This window comes from Acinetobacter sp. AS23 (genome assembly GCF_023612055.1).
Classification (GTDB): Bacteria; Pseudomonadota; Gammaproteobacteria; order Pseudomonadales; family Moraxellaceae; genus Acinetobacter; species Acinetobacter oleivorans.
The window spans coordinates 1635722-1658383 of record NZ_CP082274.1 but is presented as its reverse complement, the minus strand read 5'-3'; the positions used below and the strand labels follow the sequence as shown (position 1 = coordinate 1658383).

At 36.4% G+C, this 22662-nt stretch carries 28 protein-coding genes; 17 read left to right on the top strand and 11 right to left on the bottom strand.

What is annotated here, in order from left to right; all coding sequences use genetic code 11:
- Window positions 1–75 precede the first annotated feature (75 nt).
- The gene (locus K6I41_RS07775) at window positions 76–2166 is read right to left on the bottom strand and encodes a TonB-dependent receptor (RefSeq protein WP_250375552.1); all 2091 of its coding nucleotides are present in this window, start codon (window positions 2164–2166) and stop codon (window positions 76–78) included.
- Window positions 2167–2403: 237 nt separating this feature from the next.
- Between K6I41_RS07775 and K6I41_RS07770 the strand changes: the two genes are divergently transcribed.
- The 8 genes from K6I41_RS07770 to K6I41_RS07735 all read left to right on the top strand — a co-directional run bounded on the left by K6I41_RS07770 (window position 2404) and on the right by K6I41_RS07735 (window position 8081).
- Entirely contained in the window at window positions 2404–3408 is a 1005-nt protein-coding gene (locus K6I41_RS07770; RefSeq protein ID WP_199943245.1) for an adenosine kinase, read from the top strand.
- Window positions 3409–3424: 16 nt separating this feature from the next.
- Entirely contained in the window at window positions 3425–3733 is a 309-nt protein-coding gene (locus K6I41_RS07765; RefSeq protein WP_003652095.1) for a Rieske (2Fe-2S) protein, read from the top strand.
- 25 nt (window positions 3734–3758) lie between these two features.
- Complete coding sequence (locus K6I41_RS07760; RefSeq protein ID WP_005306154.1) at window positions 3759–4367, top strand: OB-fold-containig protein; 609 nt, start codon at window positions 3759–3761, stop codon at window positions 4365–4367.
- 379 nt (window positions 4368–4746) lie between these two features.
- Complete coding sequence (cydP, locus tag K6I41_RS07755) at window positions 4747–4941, top strand: cytochrome oxidase putative small subunit CydP (protein ID WP_250375551.1); 195 nt, start codon at window positions 4747–4749, stop codon at window positions 4939–4941.
- A complete protein-coding gene (locus tag K6I41_RS07750; protein ID WP_250375550.1) occupies window positions 4941–6527 on the top strand; it encodes a cytochrome ubiquinol oxidase subunit I in 1587 nt (528 codons plus the stop codon). Before cydP ends, K6I41_RS07750 begins: the two co-directional genes overlap by 1 nt.
- Complete coding sequence (gene cydB, locus K6I41_RS07745) at window positions 6524–7669, top strand: cytochrome d ubiquinol oxidase subunit II (RefSeq protein ID WP_250375549.1); 1146 nt, start codon at window positions 6524–6526, stop codon at window positions 7667–7669. The genes K6I41_RS07750 and cydB overlap by 4 nt, the downstream gene beginning before the upstream one ends.
- A gap of 10 nt (window positions 7670–7679) precedes the next feature.
- Window positions 7680–7781, top strand: coding sequence for a cytochrome bd-I oxidase subunit CydX (gene cydX / locus K6I41_RS07740; protein ID WP_000270276.1), 102 nt, complete (start codon window positions 7680–7682; stop codon window positions 7779–7781).
- Window positions 7782–8081, top strand: coding sequence for a cyd operon YbgE family protein (locus K6I41_RS07735; protein WP_004791954.1), 300 nt, complete (start codon window positions 7782–7784; stop codon window positions 8079–8081). It begins immediately after the preceding gene.
- Window positions 8082–8093: 12 nt separating this feature from the next.
- Here the strand turns inward: K6I41_RS07735 and K6I41_RS07730 are convergent, their stop codons facing one another.
- The 6 genes from K6I41_RS07730 to K6I41_RS07705 all read right to left on the bottom strand — a co-directional run bounded on the left by K6I41_RS07730 (window position 8094) and on the right by K6I41_RS07705 (window position 12395).
- Entirely contained in the window at window positions 8094–8618 is a 525-nt protein-coding gene (locus K6I41_RS07730) for a GNAT family N-acetyltransferase (protein WP_250375548.1), read from the bottom strand.
- 78 nt (window positions 8619–8696) lie between these two features.
- Entirely contained in the window at window positions 8697–9368 is a 672-nt protein-coding gene (locus tag K6I41_RS07725; protein ID WP_250375547.1) for a YccT family protein, read from the bottom strand.
- A 218-nt stretch (window positions 9369–9586) separates the two neighbouring features.
- The gene (locus K6I41_RS07720; RefSeq protein ID WP_009392698.1) at window positions 9587–10183 is read right to left on the bottom strand and encodes a nitroreductase family protein; all 597 of its coding nucleotides are present in this window, start codon (window positions 10181–10183) and stop codon (window positions 9587–9589) included.
- Window positions 10184–10371: 188 nt separating this feature from the next.
- Window positions 10372–11484, bottom strand: coding sequence for a signal recognition particle-docking protein FtsY (ftsY, locus tag K6I41_RS07715; protein WP_005306178.1), 1113 nt, complete (start codon window positions 11482–11484; stop codon window positions 10372–10374).
- A 120-nt stretch (window positions 11485–11604) separates the two neighbouring features.
- Entirely contained in the window at window positions 11605–11931 is a 327-nt protein-coding gene (locus tag K6I41_RS07710) for a hypothetical protein (protein ID WP_005306180.1), read from the bottom strand.
- A 104-nt stretch (window positions 11932–12035) separates the two neighbouring features.
- Window positions 12036–12395: a hypothetical protein gene (locus K6I41_RS07705; RefSeq protein WP_004791942.1), complete on the bottom strand. Its 360-nt coding sequence runs from the start codon at window positions 12393–12395 to the stop codon at window positions 12036–12038.
- A 216-nt stretch (window positions 12396–12611) separates the two neighbouring features.
- Here K6I41_RS07705 and K6I41_RS07700 point away from each other — a divergent pair, with 216 nt between their 5' ends.
- The 3 genes from K6I41_RS07700 to K6I41_RS07690 all read left to right on the top strand — a co-directional run bounded on the left by K6I41_RS07700 (window position 12612) and on the right by K6I41_RS07690 (window position 14029).
- The gene (locus tag K6I41_RS07700; protein ID WP_002121063.1) at window positions 12612–12845 is read left to right on the top strand and encodes an SEL1-like repeat protein; all 234 of its coding nucleotides are present in this window, start codon (window positions 12612–12614) and stop codon (window positions 12843–12845) included.
- A 233-nt stretch (window positions 12846–13078) separates the two neighbouring features.
- Window positions 13079–13453, top strand: coding sequence for a DUF2750 domain-containing protein (locus tag K6I41_RS07695; RefSeq protein ID WP_005306184.1), 375 nt, complete (start codon window positions 13079–13081; stop codon window positions 13451–13453).
- Between the two features lie 144 nt (window positions 13454–13597).
- Entirely contained in the window at window positions 13598–14029 is a 432-nt protein-coding gene (locus tag K6I41_RS07690) for a CBS domain-containing protein (protein ID WP_004791938.1), read from the top strand.
- Window positions 14030–14080: 51 nt separating this feature from the next.
- Here the strand turns inward: K6I41_RS07690 and K6I41_RS07685 are convergent, their stop codons facing one another.
- Window positions 14081–15289 carry an aspartate aminotransferase family protein gene (locus tag K6I41_RS07685; protein ID WP_049836863.1) on the bottom strand — a complete coding sequence of 403 codons (1209 nt, stop codon included), beginning with the start codon at window positions 15287–15289 and terminating at the stop codon, window positions 14081–14083.
- Window positions 15290–15516: 227 nt separating this feature from the next.
- Between K6I41_RS07685 and grxD the strand changes: the two genes are divergently transcribed.
- Complete coding sequence (grxD, locus tag K6I41_RS07680) at window positions 15517–15858, top strand: Grx4 family monothiol glutaredoxin (RefSeq protein WP_004643080.1); 342 nt, start codon at window positions 15517–15519, stop codon at window positions 15856–15858.
- Between the two features lie 48 nt (window positions 15859–15906).
- Here the strand turns inward: grxD and K6I41_RS07675 are convergent, their stop codons facing one another.
- Window positions 15907–16230, bottom strand: a complete 324-nt coding sequence (locus K6I41_RS07675; RefSeq protein ID WP_250375546.1) for a hypothetical protein — start codon at window positions 16228–16230, stop codon at window positions 15907–15909.
- A gap of 244 nt (window positions 16231–16474) precedes the next feature.
- Between K6I41_RS07675 and K6I41_RS07670 the strand changes: the two genes are divergently transcribed.
- Window positions 16475–17374, top strand: coding sequence for a LysR family transcriptional regulator (locus tag K6I41_RS07670; RefSeq protein ID WP_151822777.1), 900 nt, complete (start codon window positions 16475–16477; stop codon window positions 17372–17374).
- A 42-nt stretch (window positions 17375–17416) separates the two neighbouring features.
- Here the strand turns inward: K6I41_RS07670 and map are convergent, their stop codons facing one another.
- Window positions 17417–18211 (bottom strand): type I methionyl aminopeptidase, encoded by a 795-nt coding sequence (gene map / locus K6I41_RS07665; RefSeq protein WP_250375545.1) that lies wholly within the window; start codon window positions 18209–18211, stop codon window positions 17417–17419.
- A gap of 354 nt (window positions 18212–18565) precedes the next feature.
- Between map and brnQ the strand changes: the two genes are divergently transcribed.
- The 3 genes from brnQ to K6I41_RS07650 all read left to right on the top strand — a co-directional run bounded on the left by brnQ (window position 18566) and on the right by K6I41_RS07650 (window position 20998).
- Entirely contained in the window at window positions 18566–19867 is a 1302-nt protein-coding gene (brnQ, locus tag K6I41_RS07660) for a branched-chain amino acid transport system II carrier protein (RefSeq protein ID WP_013197634.1), read from the top strand.
- Between the two features lie 190 nt (window positions 19868–20057).
- A complete protein-coding gene (locus K6I41_RS07655) occupies window positions 20058–20477 on the top strand; it encodes a GlcG/HbpS family heme-binding protein (RefSeq protein ID WP_250375544.1) in 420 nt (139 codons plus the stop codon).
- A gap of 266 nt (window positions 20478–20743) precedes the next feature.
- Entirely contained in the window at window positions 20744–20998 is a 255-nt protein-coding gene (locus K6I41_RS07650; protein ID WP_004791919.1) for a hypothetical protein, read from the top strand.
- A 25-nt stretch (window positions 20999–21023) separates the two neighbouring features.
- On the opposite strand, the gene K6I41_RS07645 is transcribed toward K6I41_RS07650, so the two are convergent.
- A complete protein-coding gene (locus tag K6I41_RS07645; protein ID WP_250375543.1) occupies window positions 21024–21479 on the bottom strand; it encodes a hypothetical protein in 456 nt (151 codons plus the stop codon).
- Between the two features lie 141 nt (window positions 21480–21620).
- Between K6I41_RS07645 and K6I41_RS07640 the strand changes: the two genes are divergently transcribed.
- Window positions 21621–22478: an alpha/beta hydrolase family protein gene (locus K6I41_RS07640; protein ID WP_250375542.1), complete on the top strand. Its 858-nt coding sequence runs from the start codon at window positions 21621–21623 to the stop codon at window positions 22476–22478.
- Window positions 22479–22662: the final 184 nt, after the last annotated feature.

Below are 22662 nucleotides of genomic sequence, written 5' to 3'. Positions count from 1 at the left end.
TTTTAATTCTATTTATATATTAACCAATAAATAAAAAAGCCCATCAAGTCGATGAGCTTTTAGAAAAACTTTTACTTAAAATCGATAACGAAGTGCAATTTGGGCATTCAGTGGATCGCCCATCATGTTTGAATCATTAGCTCCACTATGTCCTGAAACAAAGTAATCACGATCAAACAGGTTATTTAAGTTGAAGTTCACATCGTAACGTTCACTTTGATAACCTAATGCTGCATTTACAACAGCATAGCCTGGTAATACGTTTTTGTTGTCTGGCGCACTAAAACGTGATGATTCACCACGACCACCTACAGCCGCATACCAATGATCATTTATTTGATATTTTACCCATAAGTTAGCGGTGTTATTTGGCGTAAGCGCAGAATGATTACCTGTAAATCCAATGGTCGATTTTTCAATCTTACCATCCATATACGAATAGCCTGCCAATACCGATAATTGATCAGTTAATTGACCTGTTAATGAAAGCTCAACACCCTTGGTTTTTTGCTCACCTGCCAATACTGCTAGTATTGAATCTGTAGGGTCTTGATTTTGAATATTTGTTTGGCTCATTTCAAATAAAGCCAACGTCACATTCAATTGATCATTCACATCCCACTTCGCACCGACCTCAATATTTTCGGTTTTTGTTGGGCTCAAATCATCACTATTTTTATATAAAACAAATGAATCAGCCAAAGGCTGGAAAGATCGATTATAAGAAGTGTAGAGGGAAATATTGCTTACTGGCTGATAAACCACCCCGATTCTTGGAGAATAGGTGTTATCAGTTCTATTTAATATTTGAGACTTCACTTTATCATTGCGATCTTGTGACAAATTATCATAGCGTAGACCAACTAAAACTTTCAGCTGATCTGTAACTGTCATTAAATCTTGTAAATAGATACCGTAGTTTTCAAAGGTATTACTATTATTATTACGTGCAGTTGTTGAGCCTGTATTAATCGGCGCCCAGTATTCTAATTTAGGGTTATACAAATCAGTTGTGGTTTTAGCACCTTGCCAAAGTATTTCATCTTTGTGCTGCTTACTATATTCCGCACCAATTAAGGTATTGTGCTTTAAGAAACCAGTATTAAATAAACTACTTAATTCTTGCTGAACATAGACGCCATCTTCATTACGTAAACGCTTATTTTGAGTCAAAGTAATTTGTGACTTATCAGCGGGATGTGAATCAACACTATATTGGCGGTCTAATGAATAGTTATAGTGGCGAACTGCGCCATGATATTTTAGATTATTGTTAAACTCATGATCTAAGCTTATGGTTTGGCTTGAAATTTCAGTATCAACATCACCAACCTCTTTACCATTTAACGCACCATAAAAAGTTTTAGGGTTTGTTTTAACTGGTTTACCTGTAATTGGATCTGTCGGAAAACCTTGATCAGCTAAACGGTCATCATGCAAATAGTCAGCCTGAATTAAAAGCTTCGTCTTGTCTGAAATATCCCATTGTAAAGATGGAGCAACCGCTTGGCGTTTTAAAAAAGCCTGATCACGATAACCATCTGAATCTTCAACTGCGCCAGTTAAACGAACCTTAACATTCTCTGCTACTTTTTCATTCACATCGACTTCTGCACGGCGTTGCCCTGTTGTACCACCAATAAGACTGACTTCATGCAAAGATTCGTCCATTGGTTTTTTATTAATTTTATTGACTAATCCACCCGCAGAACCACGTCCATATAATACAGAAGCAGGCCCTTTTAATACTTCAATACGCTCAACATTCGACATGTCGCGAAAATACAATGCATCGTCACGAATACCATCTACATAATTATCTGTGATTGCAGAGAAACCACGAATCATAACCTGATCACGTTGCCCATCACCCACACTAAAGCTCAGCCCAGCAACGTTTTGCAAGGCACCTTGCATAGAGGTCACAGTCTGCTCTCTTAAAACTTGTTTAGGCACCACATTTACGATCTGAGGAACATCTTTTAATTGCATAAGTCCTTTAGTTGCAGTTGATGCTTGTCCCACTTCTTGTTTTAAGCTTTGTTCCTTTTCAGCTTTTACTGAAATTGTTGGAAGATTGGTTACAGCCTGTTGCTCTGCCTCGACGGCATATACATGGCTTGTCATAACCCCAACTGATGAAATAAATAAAATTGAACGCTTCATGTAAGTTCACTACGAAAAATTTCATGCGAAGTTTCAATGAAGTACACTGTATTTGTAAATATTAGCAAGAATCATTATTAATTGATAAAATTTATTAAAAGTAGCATTTCAATAGCTTAGTTAAACAATAATTTTCCATTAATCTCTGAATTAACTGAATTTTATTCAACAAACTACAGCAAATCCAAGCAATGGTGTAAACTTAGCAACCTGATTTTTTTATTTGTGACAACACATATGGCAACTGTAGATCTTTTTGCAATTGGTAATGCATTAATCGACCAAGAATTTAAAGTGTCTGATGATTTTCTGAATCAACAAGGCTTGCAAAAAGGCACAATGCAGTTGTCCGATGGTGACACTCAATCTGCTCTTTATGCAGAGTTAAAACAGCACCAAGACTACAAAGGTCAAGCGAGTGGTGGTTCAGCAGCAAATACGACCGTGGCTTTTAGTGCATTAGGTGGAACTGCTTTCTATGGTTGCCGTGTTGGTAACGATGATTTAGGTTCAATCTATCTGCAAGGTCTAAATGAAGCAGGCATTAAGACTACTCCAAAATCTATCAGTGAAGGTGTGACAGGTACTTGTATGGTACTCATTAGCCCTGACTCTGAACGTACGATGCACACCTATTTAGGTATCACTGCTGAACTCTCTCAAGATCAAATTGATTTTGAACCATTAAAAACAGCAAAATGGCTTTATATTGAAGGTTATCTTTCTACAAGTGAAACAGCGCGTAAAGCTGTAAAACAAGCGAGAGAAATTGCAAAAGCAAATGGTGTTAAAATTGCCCTATCTCTTTCAGACCCAGCTATGGTGCAATACGCTCGCGAAGGCTTGGAAGAACTTATGGATGATGGCGTAGATTTACTATTTTGTAATGAACAAGAAGCCTTAATGTATACAAATACAACATCTGTAGAAGATGCTCTTGCTCAATTACGTTTTAAAAATCATACAGTAGTCATTACACAAAGTGCTAAAGGTGCTTTAGTTTCTAACCCTACCCAACATTTCCATGTGGCAGGCCGTCATGTAGAAGCCGTTGATACAAATGGTGCAGGTGATGCATTTGCAGGCGCATTCCTTTATGCCCTCAACCATCATCAAGATTTAAATGCTGCTGCACAGTTAGCTGTCTTAATTTCGAGTGAAGTTGTTTCTCAATTTGGTCCACGTTTAGCAATTAATGATTATGCTAAACTTCTTGAAAATTTTCAGAAGGAATGTGCTTGAAATGGAAAGGATCTGTATGACGGAAGAAGTTCCTGAGCGTGAAGCTAGAGCTTTTGACACTTTACAAGGAACGACTATTTTCGTTACGCAACGTGACGGCGCATTCTATGCCTATCAGAATTTATGCCCTCATTTGCAAACTGAGCTTGAGTATTTAGAAAATCAATTTCTTGACCAAGATCAAGAGTACATCCAATGCTCTACTCATGGTGCTTTATTTACCGTGGAAACAGGTGAATGTATTTCTGGACCATGTTTAGGCGATTTCTTAAATAAAGTTGAGCTTAAAGTACATTCAGATGGCGGTATCTATATCGTAGACTGAAGCTATAAACATTAGAGTTTCTGCCATGGCTGATTTCTTTTTCAATTATTATCTTATGCCATTTCACTTAAGTGTAGTGGCTTTGATATTGCTCAGCGTGGTAGAAACCATTGGTATGTATATTGGACTCCGTCCAAGTCAATTACTCAAAAAAATTGCACCCGATTGGCTTTCTAATTCGCCGCTACTTAATGTTAAATTTTCTAAAGCTCTAATTTTCGTTTTTTTACTCATCAATTTCAGTTATGCAGGCTACTTTTTACAACTCTCTTTCTTCGCAATACAACATTATTTTATTTCCCCATTTTATTTAATCGTCCCTGCACTTGTGATCGCAATCTTTTTTACTGTGTTCATGATTCACTGCCTTGACCAAGTGATTAAACCAAAGCTCACTCATACTAACTATAACCTTTTAGGCCGATTAGCAACCATTTCTAGTGGTAATGCCAGACCTGGATTTTCTGCCCAAGCCCGCGTGCGTGATGAATTTGGTCAGCTACATTACGTTCAAGTAGAACCAGAGTACGGCGAACTCGAATTATACTCTCAAGTTATTCTTGTCAGAGTTCATAAAAGTCATTATGTAGCTAAGAAAATTTCTGTATCTAACGATCTTTTTGCACCCGATTAACTCTTAATTATTCGTGTAGTTTCTTATCACTTTTTGCAGGCGTCATTACGCCTGCATTTTGTTATTTTCTTTCTTAATTAATATTTATTATCCCGAGCACTTTAGTTGGAAATAAATTTAATTAAATATTATATACAACCATTTTAGTTGGTATTAAATTAAAACAAACTATTTTAATAAACTTTATATTTTTATTTACAAGTGTTTTAGTAGGAATTAATAATTAATTCAAACCATTTTAGTATGATATTTATTTTAAAACAACAAGTCATTGTTTTATATAAACTAATTATTTAAATATCCATCTTAAATATATTTAATGTTTATTTTTATTATGTTTTGATTAATAATAAAATTATTATCAAATGAGGTTTAATATATGAGCCTTTATTTCAAAAATCTTAATAGTCGTTTAATTAAAGAAATCACTATTATTCTAATAATAAAAATAGTGCTTCTTTTAACGATTAAATATATTTGGTTTGATGCTCCCACCATCCCCAAAAATTTCGACAATCAGGTCGCTGAGCATATTGCTGGCGATAACATTTCCAACATTAAGGAGACACGTTGATGATTTCTGAAAGCGTGGTTGATCTTTCGCGGTTTCAATTTGCAATGACCGCAATGTATCACTTTCTTTTCGTCCCTTTAACTTTAGGTTTGGCATTTATCCTTGCCATCATGGAAACCACTTATGTCATTTCTGGTAAAGAAATTTACAAAGATATGACTAAATTTTGGGGAAAATTATTTGGTATTAACTTTGCTTTAGGGGTTACAACTGGCTTAACAATGGAGTTCCAGTTTGGAACAAACTGGGCTTATTACTCACACTATGTAGGTGATATTTTCGGTGCACCATTAGCAATTGAAGGCCTTATGGCATTCTTCCTTGAATCGACATTTATAGGTCTATTTTTCTTTGGATGGGACCGGTTAACGAAGGTTCAGCATCTAGGCGTAACATGGTTAGTCGCTCTAGGTTCCAACATGTCAGCGCTCTGGATTTTAGTAGCAAATGGTTGGATGCAAAACCCAGTAGGTGCTGCATTTAACTTTGAAACGATGCGTATGGAACTAGTTGATTTCGGCGCGCTTATCTTTAACCCGGTAGCTCAGGTTAAATTCGTCCACACTGTATCTGCGGGTTATGTAACTGGTGCAATTTTTGTACTTGCTATCTCAAGCTACTACTTGCTTAAAAAACGTGATCTACCTTTTGCACGTCGTTCATTTGCAATTGCTGCAATTTTCGGTCTTGCATCTACACTTTCAGTGATTTTGTTAGGCGATGAATCTGGCTATGAGCTAGGTGATGTTCAAAAAACTAAACTCGCTGCGATTGAAGCCGAATGGGATACTCACCCTGCTCCTGCTCCGTTTACCTTGTTTGGCGTACCAAATCATGAAGAAATGCGGACAGATTATGCAGTTAAAATTCCATATGCATTAGGTTTAATTGCAACTCGCTCAACAACCAAAGAAGTTACTGGTCTTAAAGACCTCATGCAGCAGCATGAAGTCCGTATTCGTAACGGTATGCTTGCCTATGCTGAACTTGAAAAATTACGTGCAGGCGATCGCTCACCAGAGTTATTGGCTTCTTTTGAAAAAAATCAAAAAGATCTAGGTTATGGCCTACTTCTTAAGAAATATGCACCAAATGTAGTTGATGCAAGCGAGCAAAATATTAAAGCTGCTGTAAAAGATACTGTTCCAAATGTTACAGCGCTATTTTTCTCTTTCCGCGCAATGGTTGCCTCTGGCTTCTTAATGCTATTTCTTTTCATTTTAGCGACTTGGGCTGTAGCAAAAAGAAATGCTGAAAACAAACCTTGGTTACTTAAATACGCATTGTTTGCACTGCCACTTCCTTGGATTGCTGCACAAACTGGTTGGTATGTAGCTGAAGGTGGCCGTCAACCATGGTCAATTGGTGAAATCTTACCAACCCACCTATCTACTTCTAGTTTAAGTACAGGTGATGTATGGGGTTCGATTCTTGCCTTAGCAGCGTTCTATACAGCGCTTTTAATTATCGAAATGTATTTAATGATCAAATTTGCTCGTTTAGGGCCAAGTTCTCTGCACACTGGCAAATATCATTTTGAAAAGCAAGAACCGAAAACAGCTGTTAATGGGGAGGCCTTATCATGATTGAATATGAATTATTAAAAATCATTTGGTGGGTGTTAGTTGGCGTACTACTGATCGGCTTTGCTCTGACTGATGGCTTCGATATGGGTTCTATGGCTCTAATGCCTTTCGTTGGAAAAACTGATAGCGAACGCCGTGCTGCAATCAACACGATTGCGCCACACTGGGATGGTAATCAGGTCTGGTTTATTACGGCGGGCGGTGCCCTATTTGCTGCTTGGCCAATGGTCTATTCAGTTGCCTTCTCTGGAATGTACTGGGCACTGTTATTAGTTTTATTCGCCCTCTTCTTAAGACCGGTTGGCTTCGATTATCGTTCTAAACTAGATAATATCAAGTGGCGTAATTCTTGGGATTGGGGCCTGTGCATTGGTGGCGCCGTTCCAGCCCTTGTATTTGGTGTAGCATTCGGCAACTTATTTCTAGGACTACCATTCGGGTTAGACGACACTTTACGCTCCGAATATACTGGTAGTTTTTTTGCTCTTCTTAACCCATTTGCCCTAGTTTGTGGTGTTGTGAGTTTATCTATGCTTTGTGCACATGGTGGTGCATGGCTCATGTTGCGCACAGATGAAGCTTTAAAACAACGCTCTGCCAAAGCTACTCAAATTATGGCAATTATATTTTTAATTTGTTTCCTTGTGATTGGAGCATGGCTCTATTTCGGGCAAGTGCCAGGTTATAGCTATGCTGTTGCCATAGATCCAAATGCTGCACTCAACCCTTTAGCTAAAGAAGTGGTGACTAATAGCAATCCTGGTTGGATGAATAATTACAGCACCTATCCAGTGACTAAAGTTGCTCCAGTTCTTGCAATATTAGGCGCTATCATTGCAATTTTTGCATCTTCAAAAGCAAAAGCGGGCTTAAGTTTTACTGGCACAAGTTTAATGATTGTTGGAGCAATTTTAACTGCTGGCTTTGCCTTATTTCCGTTCCTGCTTCCATCTAGTATCAATCCGAACTCGAGCTTGACGATGTGGGATGCTGTATCAAGTCACCTTACGTTAGGCGTTATGACTGTCGCAGCTTGTATTTTTGTTCCTCTTATTTTGATCTATACCAGTTGGTCTTATTACAAAATGTGGGGAGTCATTACCAACAAACACATCGAGTCAAACTCGCATAGCTTGTATTAAGGAGAACACAATGTGGTATTTCGCATGGATCCTAGGCATTTTGATGGCATGTTTTGCGGGTGTACTCAGTGCACTTTATATCGAACATCATCAAAATTTAGATGAGGAATAAATGATGGCAAAAGCAATGACAGCATCAAATCATCGAAAAGCTCAAGCATTTGCAATGGCCCTTTCTTTTCTGTTGGCATTGCCTCTTGCTGCAATTTTGTTGGTTTATCCTTCACTCATGCTAGATGCTAACGGACACTACAATCATAGTCAGCTCATGCTGGTGATGATTGGTATTTCTGGTGGTTTTATTTATGGAGTGGGTTTCGTACCCAACTTCTGGCTATGGAAATGGCTATTTAGCCCATGGGTGGCTTGGCCTCTCATGCTTTTAGGCTATTACATCTGGTTTCTAACCTAAATCAAAAAGACCTCAAATGAGGTCTTTTTTCATTTCAACTAACTTAATAGGCACCCTTGGCACGCCTACCTTTGCCTCAACTGGATATGGCTGTTCATTACCCGTTTTCACATATCCACGTCTTTCATAATAAGCTATCAATTCAGAACGGACATCGAGTACATGCATTACGGCGTTTGTCAGATGTGGATCTTCTTTCAATGCGTATTGCTCTGCATATTCTAAAACAGACTGACCCACTCGCATATTTTGAACTTGAGGATCCGTACAGAATGTTCCAATCTCAACCTGACTATTTTCAAATGTGAGCCCAACACACGCAACAATTTTAGAAAATTCAGTTTCCGCTACCAATAATGTTGAATTCCCAAGTTGTAGTTGTTCTTCTAATTGATGCTCTGTGATACGTAGTCCTTTTACCCACCCGAGCTCTGTTGTCCAACTTCGACCCTGCTGTTCTCGATAAGACTTATTAATTAAATCTACAAGCTGTGGAATATCCGCAAATGAAGATAAACGAAATTTTAAATTATTCATAAAGTATACTTAGGCTATTTATAAAAATTCTAAAAATAAAGCCGATATTAAATCGGCTTTATTTCAAATAGCAATTAATTAATTTGATTGTTCAGCTAACCATGCCATGAATTTTTGACGCTCAGCTTTAGAAGCCTTCTGCCAAGTTTCAACTAAACGTTGATCATTCGTTTGCGCTCTACCTGTTACTGCCATAGACGTTGCAGTTGGCACAATAACTTGAGCGGAAGTAGGTTTAGCCGATGCATATACTGCTTCAGGCTGTGGTTTAGATGATCTAGTTGTAAAGTCAGTTACTTTACCCAACAAGCCAGTTGCAAACCATGGTTTTGCTTCATTGTTTGCGCCCGTTTGTTTCACAATTAATTCATTATTTGCACTGTACAAAGCAACTGTTGGTTGTTCAGCATATTTTTTCGCATTTTCATAATCTTTAGGTACATCTACCATCGAAAGCTTATAAGTTTTCCCATCTTGCAATGCAGGCGTTTGAATTGTAACTACGCCAGATTTAACAATGTCATGTTCACCATTTAAATGCTCAAAATATTCTTGATAGCGCACGCTTAAGCTAGTTTCACCCGCATCAACTTTATAATTATTTTTAGATGAACGAAATAACCCAGAATTGACTTCTTGACCATTCACAGCAAGGATTACAATTTCCTCTGGCGCTGTAATTGTAACTGCTGAAAATACCGAACTACTGAGTAATAAACCAATTGCAGCAACACCTAATCTTAAAGTCATCTGTCTCTTTCTCTATATTTGATAAGCTATTAAATCATGAGCAATATGCAATATGATTGTGACTATTTTATGACAGTGCAGTGACCCGCTAATTTTTCGAGTTATTAATATTAAATATACATTTGAATTTTATCAATTTGTGTTGATTTAACCTTTTTATTAATTCAAAAAACACATAAAAAAAGAGTACCTAAATAGGTACTCTTTTTAACTTTCAATTAGTTGAAAGTTTTGAAACGATCAGCATCATTAATAAATGCTTTTTCGCCTGCTGGTGCTTCAACTGAACCAAATACTAATTGAGCACGTAGTTTCCAAGTTGCAGGAACATCAAAAGCTTCAGCGGCTTCAGCATCAACAATCGGGTTATAGTGCTGTAAAGATGCCCCTAAACCAAGTTCTGAAAGCGCAGTCCAAGTTGCAAATTGAGCAATTGCACTTGAATGTTCAGACCATACTGGGAAATTATCTGCATATAATTCGAATTGCTCTTGTAAGCTTTTAACAACAGCTTGGTCTTCATAAAATAAAACCGTACCAACGCCAGCTACAAAGCTATCAATTTTTGTGTTTGTACCAGCAAAAGCTTCAGCAGGAACAATTTTACGTAATGCTTCACGAACCAAATTCCAGAATTTAGCATGTGATTCACCGTATAGTGTCACCACACGTGAAGACTGCGAGTTAAAAGCTGAAGGACTATGTTTAACCGCTTCACGAATAGTTTCTTCGATTTTTGTGCGATCTAATGCAACATTTTTACCAATTGCATAAATAGTACGACGATTTTTAATTTTATCTAAGAAAGTAGACATTTTGTTATTTCCTACCTATTGATTGACCAAGGGCCGTTGTTTGGGAATGAATACAGTGTATTAAAGTCATTTTTCATAATCAGCATTAAAAATATGACAGTTCGTTTTATTTTCGCAACAATAAAAAAAGATATACATATAAAAAAAGCTTCACGTTTTAGTGAAGCTTTTGAATGCTAACAACCGTTTTACTTATCAGTTTCAAACAGTGCAGCAACAAATGACTTGGCCGAGAATGGTCTTAAATCATCAATTTTTTCACCAACACCAATAAAACGAATTGGCACATGAGTACGACTTGCAATATTAAAGAGCACACCGCCTTTCGCAGTCCCATCCAGTTTGGTAATGGTAATCCCAGTTAAACCTACAGCTTGGTCAAACTCTTGCACTTGGTTAATCGCATTTTGCCCTGTACCCGCATCTACTACCAACATAATTTCATGAGGTGCAGTCGCATCAATTTTTTGCATCACACGTTTAACTTTTTTGAGTTCTTCCATCAAGTTACTCTTATTATGTAAACGACCTGCCGTATCTGCGATTAATACGTCAATTCCTTTAGCACGAGCACTTTCAAAAGCATCAAAAATCACAGAAGCACTATCAGCTCCGTGACCTTGAGCTACCACAGAGATATCATTACGTTCACCCCAGATCTGTAATTGTTCTGTCGCTGCAGCACGGAACGTATCCCCAGCAGCCAACATCACTTTTTTACCTTCGCCTTGCAAACGTTTCGCTAATTTACCAATCGTTGTAGTTTTACCAACACCATTTACCCCAACCATTAAAATCACATAAGGTGATTTGTTAGGATCAATATGCAAAGGTTTAACACGTGGGGCCAACAAAGCAACCAACTCTTCTTGCAACGCTTTATATAGAGAGTGGGAATAGATCAAATCACCACGAGCTGTACGCTCTGTTAAATTGGTAATAATCGTTTTAGTAGCTTCAACACCGATATCTGCAACTAATAATTGCTCTTCGACTTCTTCGAGTAACTCATCGTCAATTTCTTTTCCGCCAATCAAGATATTGACCATACCATCAGCGAAATTACGACGAGTTTTGGTTAAACCCTCTTTCATCCGGCCAAAAAAACCAGTTTTTGGTTGTTCAACCGCAGTTTCTGTAGAAGTTAATTCAACTTTGGCTGCTTCAATATTTTCTTGCGATTTAACAGGAGATTCAACGATGGGAACATCGATAGCAGGTAAATTAGGTAATGTGACATCGTCATCACCGATCTCAGCATCTATCAAGAATTTATTTTGCATATTCGATTGTTGCTCCATGCGGATTCCTTGAAAAGCAGCGCGTTTAAAAAGATAAAGTTTAGCATAAATTCAAAATTTTGCCTGCCACAATAGTGCTCAAAAAGCTTTGGAAACCAAGATTTAGCCTGATTAACCCATTTACTGAGTATCTTCCTGAGCGAGTGCTGGATATTGCTTAATATGAGCACCCTCAAATTGGTAAGCATGCATTAACTTTAAATAATCTGCCCGATGAATTTCTGACTGAGCTATAAGCAACTCAGCCATGTCTTGAGTTCTTGGATAAGTAGCCTGATGAGAAAGTTGTATAATTCGTTGATATTGATCCGGACTAATAGGCCGAAGTAATGCTAAATATGACAGCACAAAAATACAGCCAATGACAATAACCACAAACAGGTTAAAACATTGATCAACTTTTAACTCAGACTTTAATTTAAGAAAATTTTGTTTGAATATGAGCATGACCTACCTCGAATTAGTGTAGTGTAGGGTTCAATACTCATAAGTACAAGATCAAACATCCAGTAAGGTTAATAATCATACCTTACTGGATAGTATGAGTATGCTTAACTTATTAGTGAACGAATGACGGAAAAGTATAAAATTGCCGCAATAATCACCAAGACTAGAAACATAGCAAAAATACTTAACCCTTCTTCTGCATCTGCTGGATGCAATTCGTCTTCATCAGCAATTTTTCGAAGTTCCCCATCATAAACTTGATAAAACCAGTTTTTTTGGGCAGGTTCCAAATGACCAGCAAAATCAAACACCCTTTTACGCTGTGCTAGACAATAATCCCCTAAATGGATTTCCTCATGAAAGATAGCTTCATCTAATAATTTACGGTGATAATGGGCCAGTTCTATGATTTGTTCCTCTTTAGGAGGCGTGTCAAAAACAAAGCCGTCGATTGTATTTGTCATATTTTATTCTCCTTGTCTTTTATTCTCATATTGATTTTAATCAAAATTATTTGTGAATAATGTTTAATCATGTATCCTAATAGTGAACTAAACGAAATGACAAATAGTTGACAAATCCATCAATTTGTAATATTAGTTTAATAATTCTAAGTTAAATTAATTTAAAGGCACTAGCCTTTAGAAAAAAGTAATCATAATTACAATAAGGAGTTTTCTATGATTCAACGTATCTCTCATCATGATTTAGAACATGTATATGCAACTGCAGTAAACACAATTCACTCTCAAATGAATTTCCAAGATGCGGTTGCACAGTTAGAAGAAGTTGCTCGCGCTGGGCATGGTAAAGCCGCTCTATTCTTAGCAGAATTATATTATCAAGGTTTCCGTGTTGAACGTGACTCACTTAAAGCACAATACTGGCAAAAGTTAGCCACAATGCAAGCATAAAGAGACGTCACCTAGGTGGCGTTTTTTTATGTCTTTAAAAATATTCTATAAATATAATTTGCTATACACTTGATTTGTCTTACGCTAATGTCAACGCCTTAATCATATTGACGTTCTCAAGTGGCATTTTTATAGCTGGGAATATTTGTTTACGATTTGATACCTGTTTAAACTGAAATGTCATCTGATTTTTCTATAATAAGCAAGATAAGTTAAGAACCATTAAATTGACAATGAATAGTTTAAGCAATCTGCAACCGGTTTCAAAAGACTTGATGATTAAAATTTATATTTTAAGAACTATGATGTATTGCGGAGTTCTCTGGGGATTATTTCATCAGGGCTGGGCAATTAAATCAGATCAAGAAGACTTTATTTTTCCTTTTTGGCTCAATGGATTGCAAGCTCACCGCTACGCTAAAGAACATTGGCCACATTACAAACCTAGAAGAATTACTCCTAAAGATTTTCACGAGTCTTTATTACCAACTTTAACTCGACTCAACGTTACACCAGCTTTGTTTAATTCTTCTCATCGCAAGTTGAAATTATCTACACAACAAATGCAACATTTCTTTTTTAAACAGCCGCACTGGCAAGGAGCCTAAAGTTTTCTTTAGGTTCTTAATCTCTATTAGAATGCTTTTTGAACGCTTGAGTGTAAAACTTGTATTTGAATGACTATCAAGTCTTTGCATTTTTATAAAATCAAGCTAATTTAAAACAAAATGATAAAACACAGGACAGAAGAAATGACAATCGTTGCACAAGTAATCAAAAACAAATCAGAGCAAGATATTTTTACAATTTCTCCTGAAGCCACTGTCCTTGAAGCAATTAAGATCATGGCTGATAAAGGAATTGGTGCGTTAGTGGTAGCCGAAGGTGAAAAAGTTGTCGGAATTTTATCTGAACGTGACTACACACGAAAAGTGACACTGATGGAACGTTCTTCATACAGCACTACAGTTGCTGAAATTATGACATCTAAGGTGCTTACAGTAAGTCTAAACAACACAGTTGAAGAGTGCTTACAGCTTATGACAGATCGCCACTTACGTCACTTACCTGTATTAGACAATGAAAAATTAGTTGGTTTTATCTCTATTGGCGACTTGGTAAAAGCAGCAATGGAAGACCAGAAAAATTTAATTGAACAGTTAAAGCAGTATATTTCTGGTTAATCATTCGAAATAAAAAATGGGCATATAGATGCCCATTTTTAATACTGAAACTTAAAGATAATTATTAATCAAAGCGACTAAACGTTCTAATAAGTCATCAGCCTGTGCTTGAGTCATATTAATAGGTGGTAAAAGACGAACTACAGAACCTGCTGTAACGTTGATAATAAGCTTGTGTTGATCACGAGCAATGGCAACGAGTTCAGCACATTCTTTAGGTAATTGAATACCAATCATCATACCAAAACCACGCACCTGAACATTCTTGTCAGCTAACTGTGTGCGAAGTTGATCAACAATATAGCGTCCTACTACTGCCGCATTTTCTACAGCATTTTCTTTTTGAATTGTATCGATTACCGTATAAACCACACGAGAACCTAATACAGTACCGCCATAGGTAGAACCATGACTACCAGGTCCTAATAAACCAACAGCTTTACCTTGTGTCATTACTGCTCCTACTGGAAAGCCATTTCCAAGTCCTTTCGCAGTCGTCAAAACATCAGGCACAATGTTGGTATGCTGATATGCAAAATATTTACCTGTACGACCATTACCTGTTTGAATTTCATCCAACATCATTAGCCAGTTGTGCTGATTACAAATATTACGAACTTCTTCAAGATAGCTAAAGCCTTGAGGAGCAGTATTGATACCACCCTCACCTTGAATTGGTTCAATCAAAATTGCAACAATATCTGGATGCTGCAATGCAGCTTCTTGAATTGCTTCTACATCACCAAATGGCACACGAATAAAATCATTGGTTAAAGGAGCAAAACCATCTTGTACTTTCTTATTACCAGTTGCTGAAAGTGTTGCTAAAGTACGACCATGAAAAGATTGTTCTGCCACAATAATCTTTGGTAAACGTACGCCTTGTTGAGTACCAAATTTACGAGCAATCTTAATCGCACCTTCATTTGACTCAGCACCACTATTTGAAAAGAAGATTTCTTCCATACCAGAAACCTCTGCAAGCTTCTGAGCAGCAGCAGTTTGCCAAGGAATTTCAAATAGATTACTTGTATGCACAAGGGTTGCAGCTTGTTCAGCAATTGCTTCTGCAATAACTGGGTGTGCATGACCTAAACCACATACAGCAATACCCGTTAAAGCATCTAGATATTCTGTACCATCCTCAGTATATAGATATGCCCCTCGGCCTCGTACAAAACTGATCGCTTGGCGACCATAAGTAGCCATTAAGTGTGATGGTTGATCAGGTTGTATTGGAGCTAGGGTAATATCAGTCATAACGAACTCTGTCTGTATGAGGTTTTTAGAAGGGTTTATATAAACAAAAACTGGCTCTGATGAAAAGTCTCATCAATCATTTATCTAAAATTTCGTCCGCTTTTCGCTATCACTTCGGTTTATACAATAAAATATTGAATATTCAATGCAACTTTAAGCATTAAGGTGGTTTGCAAAGCAACATAAACACCCCCTATAATGCTGCTAGATTAGTTGAGGATCTATTTATGACTGAACAAGCACGTGATACTGAAGCGTTAATCCGCGATCAAATTGCGAAGCATCCCGTTTTACTTTACATGAAAGGCACTCCACAGTTTCCACAATGTGGTTTCTCTGCACGTGCTGTAGAGGCGCTCAGTCAAATTGGTCGTCCATTTGCATATGTAAATATTCTGGAAAATCCTGATATTCGTGCAATCTTACCAGCAATTGCGAATTGGCCTACATTCCCGCAACTTTGGGTAAATGGCGAACTTATTGGCGGTAGCGATATTATGCTAGAAATGTTCCAAAATGGTGAATTAAAACCATTAGTTGAACAATATAGCGCTGCACCAGAAGCGTAAATAATAAAAAAGCCAATCAATAGATTGGCTTTTTTTATGCTCTTAATTTTAAAGATCGCTTACTCCAACATAGCGGAATAAACCTTCCACACCTAAATCAGATTTTAAAACAATCAAATTTTCATAAGCTGTTGTAGTCAAAGCTTCAAAAATATTCATGTTTGGATCTTCGTGTAGCTCATCCACGCTCTGGCGCATGCACTCTTCAAATCGATCTGCAACAAATTCAAAGCCTAAGTCCATCGCAATAAATAAAGTATGTTCACATGGCTGAACATACTGTTCTTGTGCCCAGTCAATTATCGCTTGTTTGCAAAATGGACACTCAATATTTGCAGAGGCATCGTTAAGTTCTATCAGTTGATAAGGCATTAGATTTGAAAAGTAGAGAAAAATACAGTGTAGAAGAAAATGATGAACACTTCTATAGACAATGTCTAAAGCTACTTGAAATACATACATTAAAATCACAACGTAATTACAATATAATTTCAAAAAGCCATTTCTAGCAATGAGTAATGAATTTATACCTCACTTACAAAAAATTTAGTATAAGAATTATCGTTGCAAAAATAATAATGTAAAATCATGGTTGTTGCAGAAATAGGATATTTTAATGCTCACTGATCTTGATGATTTTTATTGTTTTGCTCTTGTTGTTGAGCATGGTGGCTTTAGTGCTGCTGAGCGTGTAACGGATATACCAAAATCAAAATTAAGTCGCCGCGTTTACAGCTTAGAGGAAAACTTGGGGGTCCGCTTAATCCAACGTAGTTCTCGTCATTTTGCTGTTACAGATATTGGGATGGATATTTACAGACATGCTCAAGTCATGATGAATGCTGCACAAGCTGCTCATGATTTGGTTGATCATTTAAGTATTCAACCTAGGGGTGTGGTCAAGGTTAGTGTGCCTGTTGATATTGCTCAAAATCAACTTCCAAAAATCCTACCTGCTTTCTTAAAAAAATATCCAGAAATTCGTTTGCAACTGATGGTCAGTAACCGTCGAGTAGATGTGATTAATGAAGGAATTGATATTGCTTTACGTATTCGCTCAAAACTTGATGACGATCCAAGTTTAGTTCTTAGACAGTTTGCCCTTATACAACAAAGTCTATTCGCAAGTCAGGCATATTTAAATGAATTTGGAGATATAAAAAATCCTGAACAACTTAGCGAACACCGCATTTTAAGTTTATCTGAGGAACATCTTGATCAACAATTCATTTTACATGGCCCTGATAATCAGCAAAAGAAAGTCAAAGTCAGTCCTACTGTAATGGGCACAAATATTCACATGTTAGCGCAATTGGCTAGTCAAAGCTGTGGTATCGCTTTATTACCTGAGAGCGCAGCACAAGATTTCGTAAAATCTGGGCAACTCCTACCAATCTTACCCGAATGGAAAGCACCACATGGTGTATTCCATGCAGTTTATCCATCACGCCGAGGGTTACTACCTGCTGTTCGAGTATTCATTGATTACTTAGTTGAACATCTTTCTGAGCGTTAAAATAAAAAAGTTCGATAAATTATCGAACTTTTTTTATATTTTTCAAATTGCAGGATAATTTCCCACACCTTCTGGCCATGGGGTTAATAGTTCAAAACCAGTATCTGTTACTGCAACCATATGTTCCCATTGAGCAGATAATGAATGATCTTGAGTAATGACGGTCCACCCATCATTTAACTCTTTCACTTGCGGTCTACCTTCATTCACCATTGGTTCAATGGTAAAAACCATTCCTTTCTTTAAGACCAAACCTTGCCCGCGCTGCCCATAATGCAAAACATTAGGTTGTTCATGATAGACCTTACCAATCCCATGTCCACAATATTCTCGAACAATACTATAGCCTTCTCGATGAGCAACCGACTGAATAGCATAACCAATATCACCTAATGTAGCTCCTGGCTTAACAGTGTGAATACCTGCAACCATGGCCTCATAAGTTGTATCAACTAATTTTTTTGCTTGTGGATTTACATTACCCACAAAATACATGCGGCTCGTATCACCAAAATAACCATCTTTAATAATTGCGACATCAATATTAATAATATCGCCATCTTTTAAAATTTTATTCGGCGATGGTATGCCATGACAAACAACTTCATTGACTGAAGTGCATATCGTTTTTGTAAAACCGTGATATCCCACATTAGCAGGAATAACTTTTAAATTATTTACAATATAGTCATTACAGAGGTTATCTAAATACTCAGTAGATACGCCCGGTTTAATATAGGCCTCTATCATTTCTAAAACTTGTGCAGCCAAGCGCCCAGAAACTCTTAACTTTTCCAGATCTTGTTCAGTTTTAATGGTAACAGTAGAAGCTCTCATTCAATTCTATCCTCGCAGACAAGAAACATGCCCTTCCCTACAAAAACCTAAGGTAATTCAAAATATTTTAGGATGAATATAAGTCAGACCAAAAGCCTAAAATGCTTAAATATTCGGCATTCACAATAAAAATTTATATTTTTATTCTTACATATTTTTTATAAAAAGTCAGAACTTAAAAAGAAGTTCTTTTCTCCTTTTTATGGCTTTTCAAGTACATACTTTAACCAAACAAACGCTTATAACACTATATATGGTTTTAACCACCTGAAAAAAAGCTTTTTCCCATAAATTAGCGCTTGATCATGATTACTTTTGCTCTAAAATTCCTTCTTTTTTTATTAACTTTAATTTATGCAACATCTTCGTACTGGAGATATTATTGCCTTAGGTTTTATGACCTTTGCTCTTTTTATTGGGGCTGGCAATATTATCTTTCCTCCCATCGTTGCTCAACAAGCTGGTGAGCATGTATGGTTAGCTGCACTAGGCTTTTTAATTACGGCTGTCGGCTTACCTGTAATTACCATCATGGCACTCTCACGTATGCAGGGTTCCATTGAAATTATTAGCTCTCCCTTAGGTCGAGTAGCAAGTCTGATTTTAACTGTTGTTTGTTATTTATCAGTCGGGCCTCTATTTGCTACCCCGCGTACAGCTACTGTTTCTTATGAAATTGGTTTTTCCTCATATTTTGGAACCTCAAGTAGCAGTCTTTTAATCTATAGCGCAATTTATTTTTCATTTGTAACTGTAGTTTCACTTTATCCAAACAAGTTATTGGATACTGTAGGACATGTACTTGCTCCACTAAAAATTATTGCTTTAGCAATTTTAGGTATTGCAGCAGTGATGATTCCAGCAGGTTACGTACCAGCTCCGATCAACCATTACGTCACATCTCCGGTTTCAGAGGGCTTCGTAAACGGTTATCTCACTATGGATACATTAGGTGCACTAGTATTTGGTATCGTTATTATTCAAGCAATTTACTCTCGCGGCGTTACTGATAAAAAGTTAGTCACCAAATATGCAATTATTGCCAGTCTCATTTCAGGTGTTGGCCTTACTTTAGTTTATTTAAGCTTATTCAAATTAGGTTTAGGTAGCCATGAAGTAGCACCAAATGCAGCAAATGGCGCAGTAATTTTACATGCATATGTACAACATGCTTTTGGAAATATGGGTTCATTATTCTTAACTGGACTAATCTTTTTAGCATGTATGGTTACAGCAATTGGCTTAACTTGTGCGTGTGGTGAGTACTTTGCTCAGTTAACGAAATTACCATATAAGCTTTTAGTATTTATTTTAGTTGGTTTCTCTTTCATTATTTCGAATCTTGGCCTAACTAAATTGATTGCTATTTCAGTACCTGTCTTAAGTGCAATTTACCCACCAGCAATTGTGGTGATTATGCTGAGCTTCTTCTGGAAATTTTGGCACAAGCCTTCTTTCATTGTCGGTTCAGTAACAAGTATTGCTTTAATTTTCGGTATTATCGATGGTCTTAAAGTTGCAGGCTTCAGCAATTATTTACCTGAATTCCTTCAGCATTTACCATTAAATGAACAAAACTTAGCTTGGTTGATCCCATCTTTAGTTGTTCTTGCAGTTACTGTACTTATCGACAAAGTTAAATTCAAAAGCATTTAATCTAGTGACTTTTTTGAAATCGAGTTTTATCCAAACATGATTTTATATATTGAATAGAATGCTGTGTTTACCCAACCAGCATTTTATTTCCACACTAGTTTTTAATGACAAATCAACTATAGATATAATTAATTTTTACTGTAAAATTACACTAAAATAATTTTTAGCTACTCAGGAAAGAAGAGCAACAATGAAAACTAAATATTACCTAGCATTAGCAGATGCAGAGTTTTTAATGGAAGAAGCTCAAAAATATGCAATTGAACACAACTTTAAAGTCAGCATTGCGATTGTTGATGAAACAAGCTCTCTATTATTCATGAAACGATTAGATGGTGCTTCTCCTCTCACTACACATCTATGCCTAGAAAAAGCAAAATGCGCTTCAATATCAGGTAGACCGTCAAAATTTTACGAAGAACTTCTAAAAAGTGGGCGTCTTGGTTTCTTAAGTATGCCTAGTGCTCAAGGGATGTTAGAAGGTGGAATACCGATTATTTATGAAGGTGAAATTTTAGGTGCTATTGGTGTATCTGGTGTTCAATCTTTTGAAGATGCAGAAATTGCTCAACATGCGATCGATAGTTTTTTAAAAAAATATAATAGCTAAAGCAAAATCACAGGAAAGAGAAATTAATACACTTTTCATTTAAATAATTTCTCTTTTCTAAAAGAATAAGTATTTCATACAAAAATATTAAACATTTACTTTTTTAATACCTTAAACCTTTATAAATATAGAGGTTTTTATAAAACTGCTCAAAAAATTTTCTATTTGCTATTGAACTGAATCAAAAATAGCAGTACAACATTAAACTTAAAACTTATTCTTGACTAAAACATTAGGTTTTAGCGCAACCACAAGGAGGGATGGAGATGTTATCATTACATTTCAACAAACAAGTCTTCATTAACACTCTGAACAGCAAAGATTCAGTTGTTTATGGAGTAACACCGCTTGCTCTTATGCTGACTTTACTGTTTCAAGGTATGATTAAAGGAAATCTGAAACCCGAATACTTTATGTATGCGATGGTCGTTTCTTTCATATTTTGTGTGTGGGCCTTTGTCGATCATAAGATGCGAAAACTAGCTAAAAGACGTCTTAGTCAACAAAATTTGAATTCTTAAAAAATGGATGAGTAATCATCCATTTTTATACACCTACAAATAAAAAAATTGTTCCAATAACTAAAATAGCTGTAGCCAATAATTCAGTCACAATTAATCCCACCATCATTAAAGACATCATCCACGAAGGTAAATTAAATCTGCCCAAACGATGGGGAGTTTTGAATTGATTTGTCGTGTCCTGTAAACATCCATGTATGATATAAACCAATATTGAAAAGCTAAAAAAGAAAATATTAGCTAACACACACCACAAAGCAACATTTTCATTTAAAACAGTAAAATAGCTTAATACAGCAAGAATGAGACTAGCAGCCGCATATAGCAAGCTACTGCGATGAGCAATGTCAACATAATAGTAGGCACGATGTAACTCTGAACGGCGTATTTGCCAATACTTCCACACCCCTGTGAACATTCCTACCCATAAAAATATGCCACTAAACACAATTGCTAACTGTACAGCTTTCGGTAAATCCATCTTTTTTCCAATTATTCGTTTTATTAAAATTTAAAGAGCTGTATAGCATAAATCTTGACTTTATAGTCACATTTTAAACAAGTATCGTTTTGGAACTCATGTAAATTAGAGTCACTAATAAGCTAATCATTACGTAACATTATGGATAACACTTTTGAATCATTTTGGATGACCTGCGAAGATGGTTATCAACTTGCTGCACAATTTTATCCAACTCAATCAAAGAAATCGGTACATCCTGTTTTGATTTGTCCAGCAACAGGTATTACCAAAAACTTTTATCATTCTTTTGCTACATGGTTAAGTCAGCAAGACTATGATGTATTAAGTTTTGATTTCCGTGGAATTGGAGATTCATTGCATGGGCCTCTAAAGCAAAGTAAAGCGAGTATTAATGATTGGGGGACGCTTGATATCCCTTGCGCAATTGAAACTTTATTAGAAAAAACCCAAGCAGAAAAAGTTACTCTTCTTGGCCATAGTGCGGGTGGGCAACTGCTAGGGATTGTGCCAAATTTTCATAAAGTAGCAAAAGTTGTTGCAGTAGCAGGTTCTACAGGCCATGTAAAAGGACTTAAAGGTAAAACAAAATTTCTAGCCCCTGTCATGTTTAACGTTATCTTTCCAATTTCGAGTACTTTAAAAGGCTATGGTGCTACTCAATTTATTGGAATGGGTGAAAACTTACCTAAGAAAGTCGCACAACAATGGAGAGAGTTTTGTAGTCACCCAGGCTATGTGAAAAATGCTATTGGTAAAACTATTTTTCATGACTTTCATAGTGAAATTATTTGCCCTATTACTTCAATTTGGGCAAGTGATGATGAAATTGCCACTCAACACAACGTTGCAGATTTATTAAGTTTATACCCGAATGCATCTACTAAAATGCTAGAACTGAACCCGAAAAAACTCGGCTATAAATCAATTGGGCATATGTTAATGTTTAAAAAATCACATCAAAAGCTGTGGTCAGTCTTAGAGCAAGAAATTCAATAGTAATTTAAATTCTATCCTTTAGTTTTTGCCTCTATGCCCGTAATCCGGTGTAGAGGTTTTTTTATTATTAGCAGTCCCCTTTTTATAAAATAACTTTATTAAATTTATAGTTACCATAAGAAACTAAAATATATTAAGTCGTGATTCCTTTGTATTTTTAATAAGCATTATTTACGTAAATACG

What these genes read in the sequence shown, in the direction of transcription:
- K6I41_RS07695 (WP_005306184.1), top strand. Translation starts at nt 13,079, where the DNA reads ATGAATAGTTTAAGCAATCTGCAACCGGTTTCAAAAGACTTGATGATT.
- K6I41_RS07720 (WP_009392698.1), bottom strand. Translation starts at nt 10,183, where the DNA reads ATGTCTACTTTCTTAGATAAAATTAAAAATCGTCGTACTATTTATGCA.
- K6I41_RS07730 (WP_250375548.1), bottom strand. Translation starts at nt 8,618, where the DNA reads ATGAATAATTTAAAATTTCGTTTATCTTCATTTGCGGATATTCCACAG.
- cydB (WP_250375549.1), top strand. Translation starts at nt 6,524, where the DNA reads ATGATTGAATATGAATTATTAAAAATCATTTGGTGGGTGTTAGTTGGC.
- K6I41_RS07775 (WP_250375552.1), bottom strand. Translation starts at nt 2,166, where the DNA reads ATGAAGCGTTCAATTTTATTTATTTCATCAGTTGGGGTTATGACAAGC.
- K6I41_RS07675 (WP_250375546.1), bottom strand. Translation starts at nt 16,230, where the DNA reads ATGCCTTATCAACTGATAGAACTTAACGATGCCTCTGCAAATATTGAG.
- cydP (WP_250375551.1), top strand. Translation starts at nt 4,747, where the DNA reads ATGAGCCTTTATTTCAAAAATCTTAATAGTCGTTTAATTAAAGAAATC.
- K6I41_RS07705 (WP_004791942.1), bottom strand. Translation starts at nt 12,395, where the DNA reads ATGACAAATACAATCGACGGCTTTGTTTTTGACACGCCTCCTAAAGAG.
- K6I41_RS07670 (WP_151822777.1), top strand. Translation starts at nt 16,475, where the DNA reads ATGCTCACTGATCTTGATGATTTTTATTGTTTTGCTCTTGTTGTTGAG.
- K6I41_RS07645 (WP_250375543.1), bottom strand. Translation starts at nt 21,479, where the DNA reads ATGGATTTACCGAAAGCTGTACAGTTAGCAATTGTGTTTAGTGGCATA.
- K6I41_RS07725 (WP_250375547.1), bottom strand. Translation starts at nt 9,368, where the DNA reads ATGACTTTAAGATTAGGTGTTGCTGCAATTGGTTTATTACTCAGTAGT.
- K6I41_RS07685 (WP_049836863.1), bottom strand. Translation starts at nt 15,289, where the DNA reads ATGACTGATATTACCCTAGCTCCAATACAACCTGATCAACCATCACAC.
- K6I41_RS07735 (WP_004791954.1), top strand. Translation starts at nt 7,782, where the DNA reads ATGATGGCAAAAGCAATGACAGCATCAAATCATCGAAAAGCTCAAGCA.
- K6I41_RS07770 (WP_199943245.1), top strand. Translation starts at nt 2,404, where the DNA reads ATGGCAACTGTAGATCTTTTTGCAATTGGTAATGCATTAATCGACCAA.
- K6I41_RS07640 (WP_250375542.1), top strand. Translation starts at nt 21,621, where the DNA reads ATGGATAACACTTTTGAATCATTTTGGATGACCTGCGAAGATGGTTAT.
- ftsY (WP_005306178.1), bottom strand. Translation starts at nt 11,484, where the DNA reads ATGGAGCAACAATCGAATATGCAAAATAAATTCTTGATAGATGCTGAG.
- K6I41_RS07765 (WP_003652095.1), top strand. Translation starts at nt 3,425, where the DNA reads ATGACGGAAGAAGTTCCTGAGCGTGAAGCTAGAGCTTTTGACACTTTA.
- K6I41_RS07750 (WP_250375550.1), top strand. Translation starts at nt 4,941, where the DNA reads ATGATTTCTGAAAGCGTGGTTGATCTTTCGCGGTTTCAATTTGCAATG.
- K6I41_RS07700 (WP_002121063.1), top strand. Translation starts at nt 12,612, where the DNA reads ATGATTCAACGTATCTCTCATCATGATTTAGAACATGTATATGCAACT.
- K6I41_RS07710 (WP_005306180.1), bottom strand. Translation starts at nt 11,931, where the DNA reads ATGCTCATATTCAAACAAAATTTTCTTAAATTAAAGTCTGAGTTAAAA.
- K6I41_RS07760 (WP_005306154.1), top strand. Translation starts at nt 3,759, where the DNA reads ATGGCTGATTTCTTTTTCAATTATTATCTTATGCCATTTCACTTAAGT.
- cydX (WP_000270276.1), top strand. Translation starts at nt 7,680, where the DNA reads ATGTGGTATTTCGCATGGATCCTAGGCATTTTGATGGCATGTTTTGCG.
- map (WP_250375545.1), bottom strand. Translation starts at nt 18,211, where the DNA reads ATGAGAGCTTCTACTGTTACCATTAAAACTGAACAAGATCTGGAAAAG.
- K6I41_RS07655 (WP_250375544.1), top strand. Translation starts at nt 20,058, where the DNA reads ATGAAAACTAAATATTACCTAGCATTAGCAGATGCAGAGTTTTTAATG.
- K6I41_RS07650 (WP_004791919.1), top strand. Translation starts at nt 20,744, where the DNA reads ATGTTATCATTACATTTCAACAAACAAGTCTTCATTAACACTCTGAAC.
- grxD (WP_004643080.1), top strand. Translation starts at nt 15,517, where the DNA reads ATGACTGAACAAGCACGTGATACTGAAGCGTTAATCCGCGATCAAATT.
- K6I41_RS07690 (WP_004791938.1), top strand. Translation starts at nt 13,598, where the DNA reads ATGACAATCGTTGCACAAGTAATCAAAAACAAATCAGAGCAAGATATT.
- brnQ (WP_013197634.1), top strand. Translation starts at nt 18,566, where the DNA reads ATGCAACATCTTCGTACTGGAGATATTATTGCCTTAGGTTTTATGACC.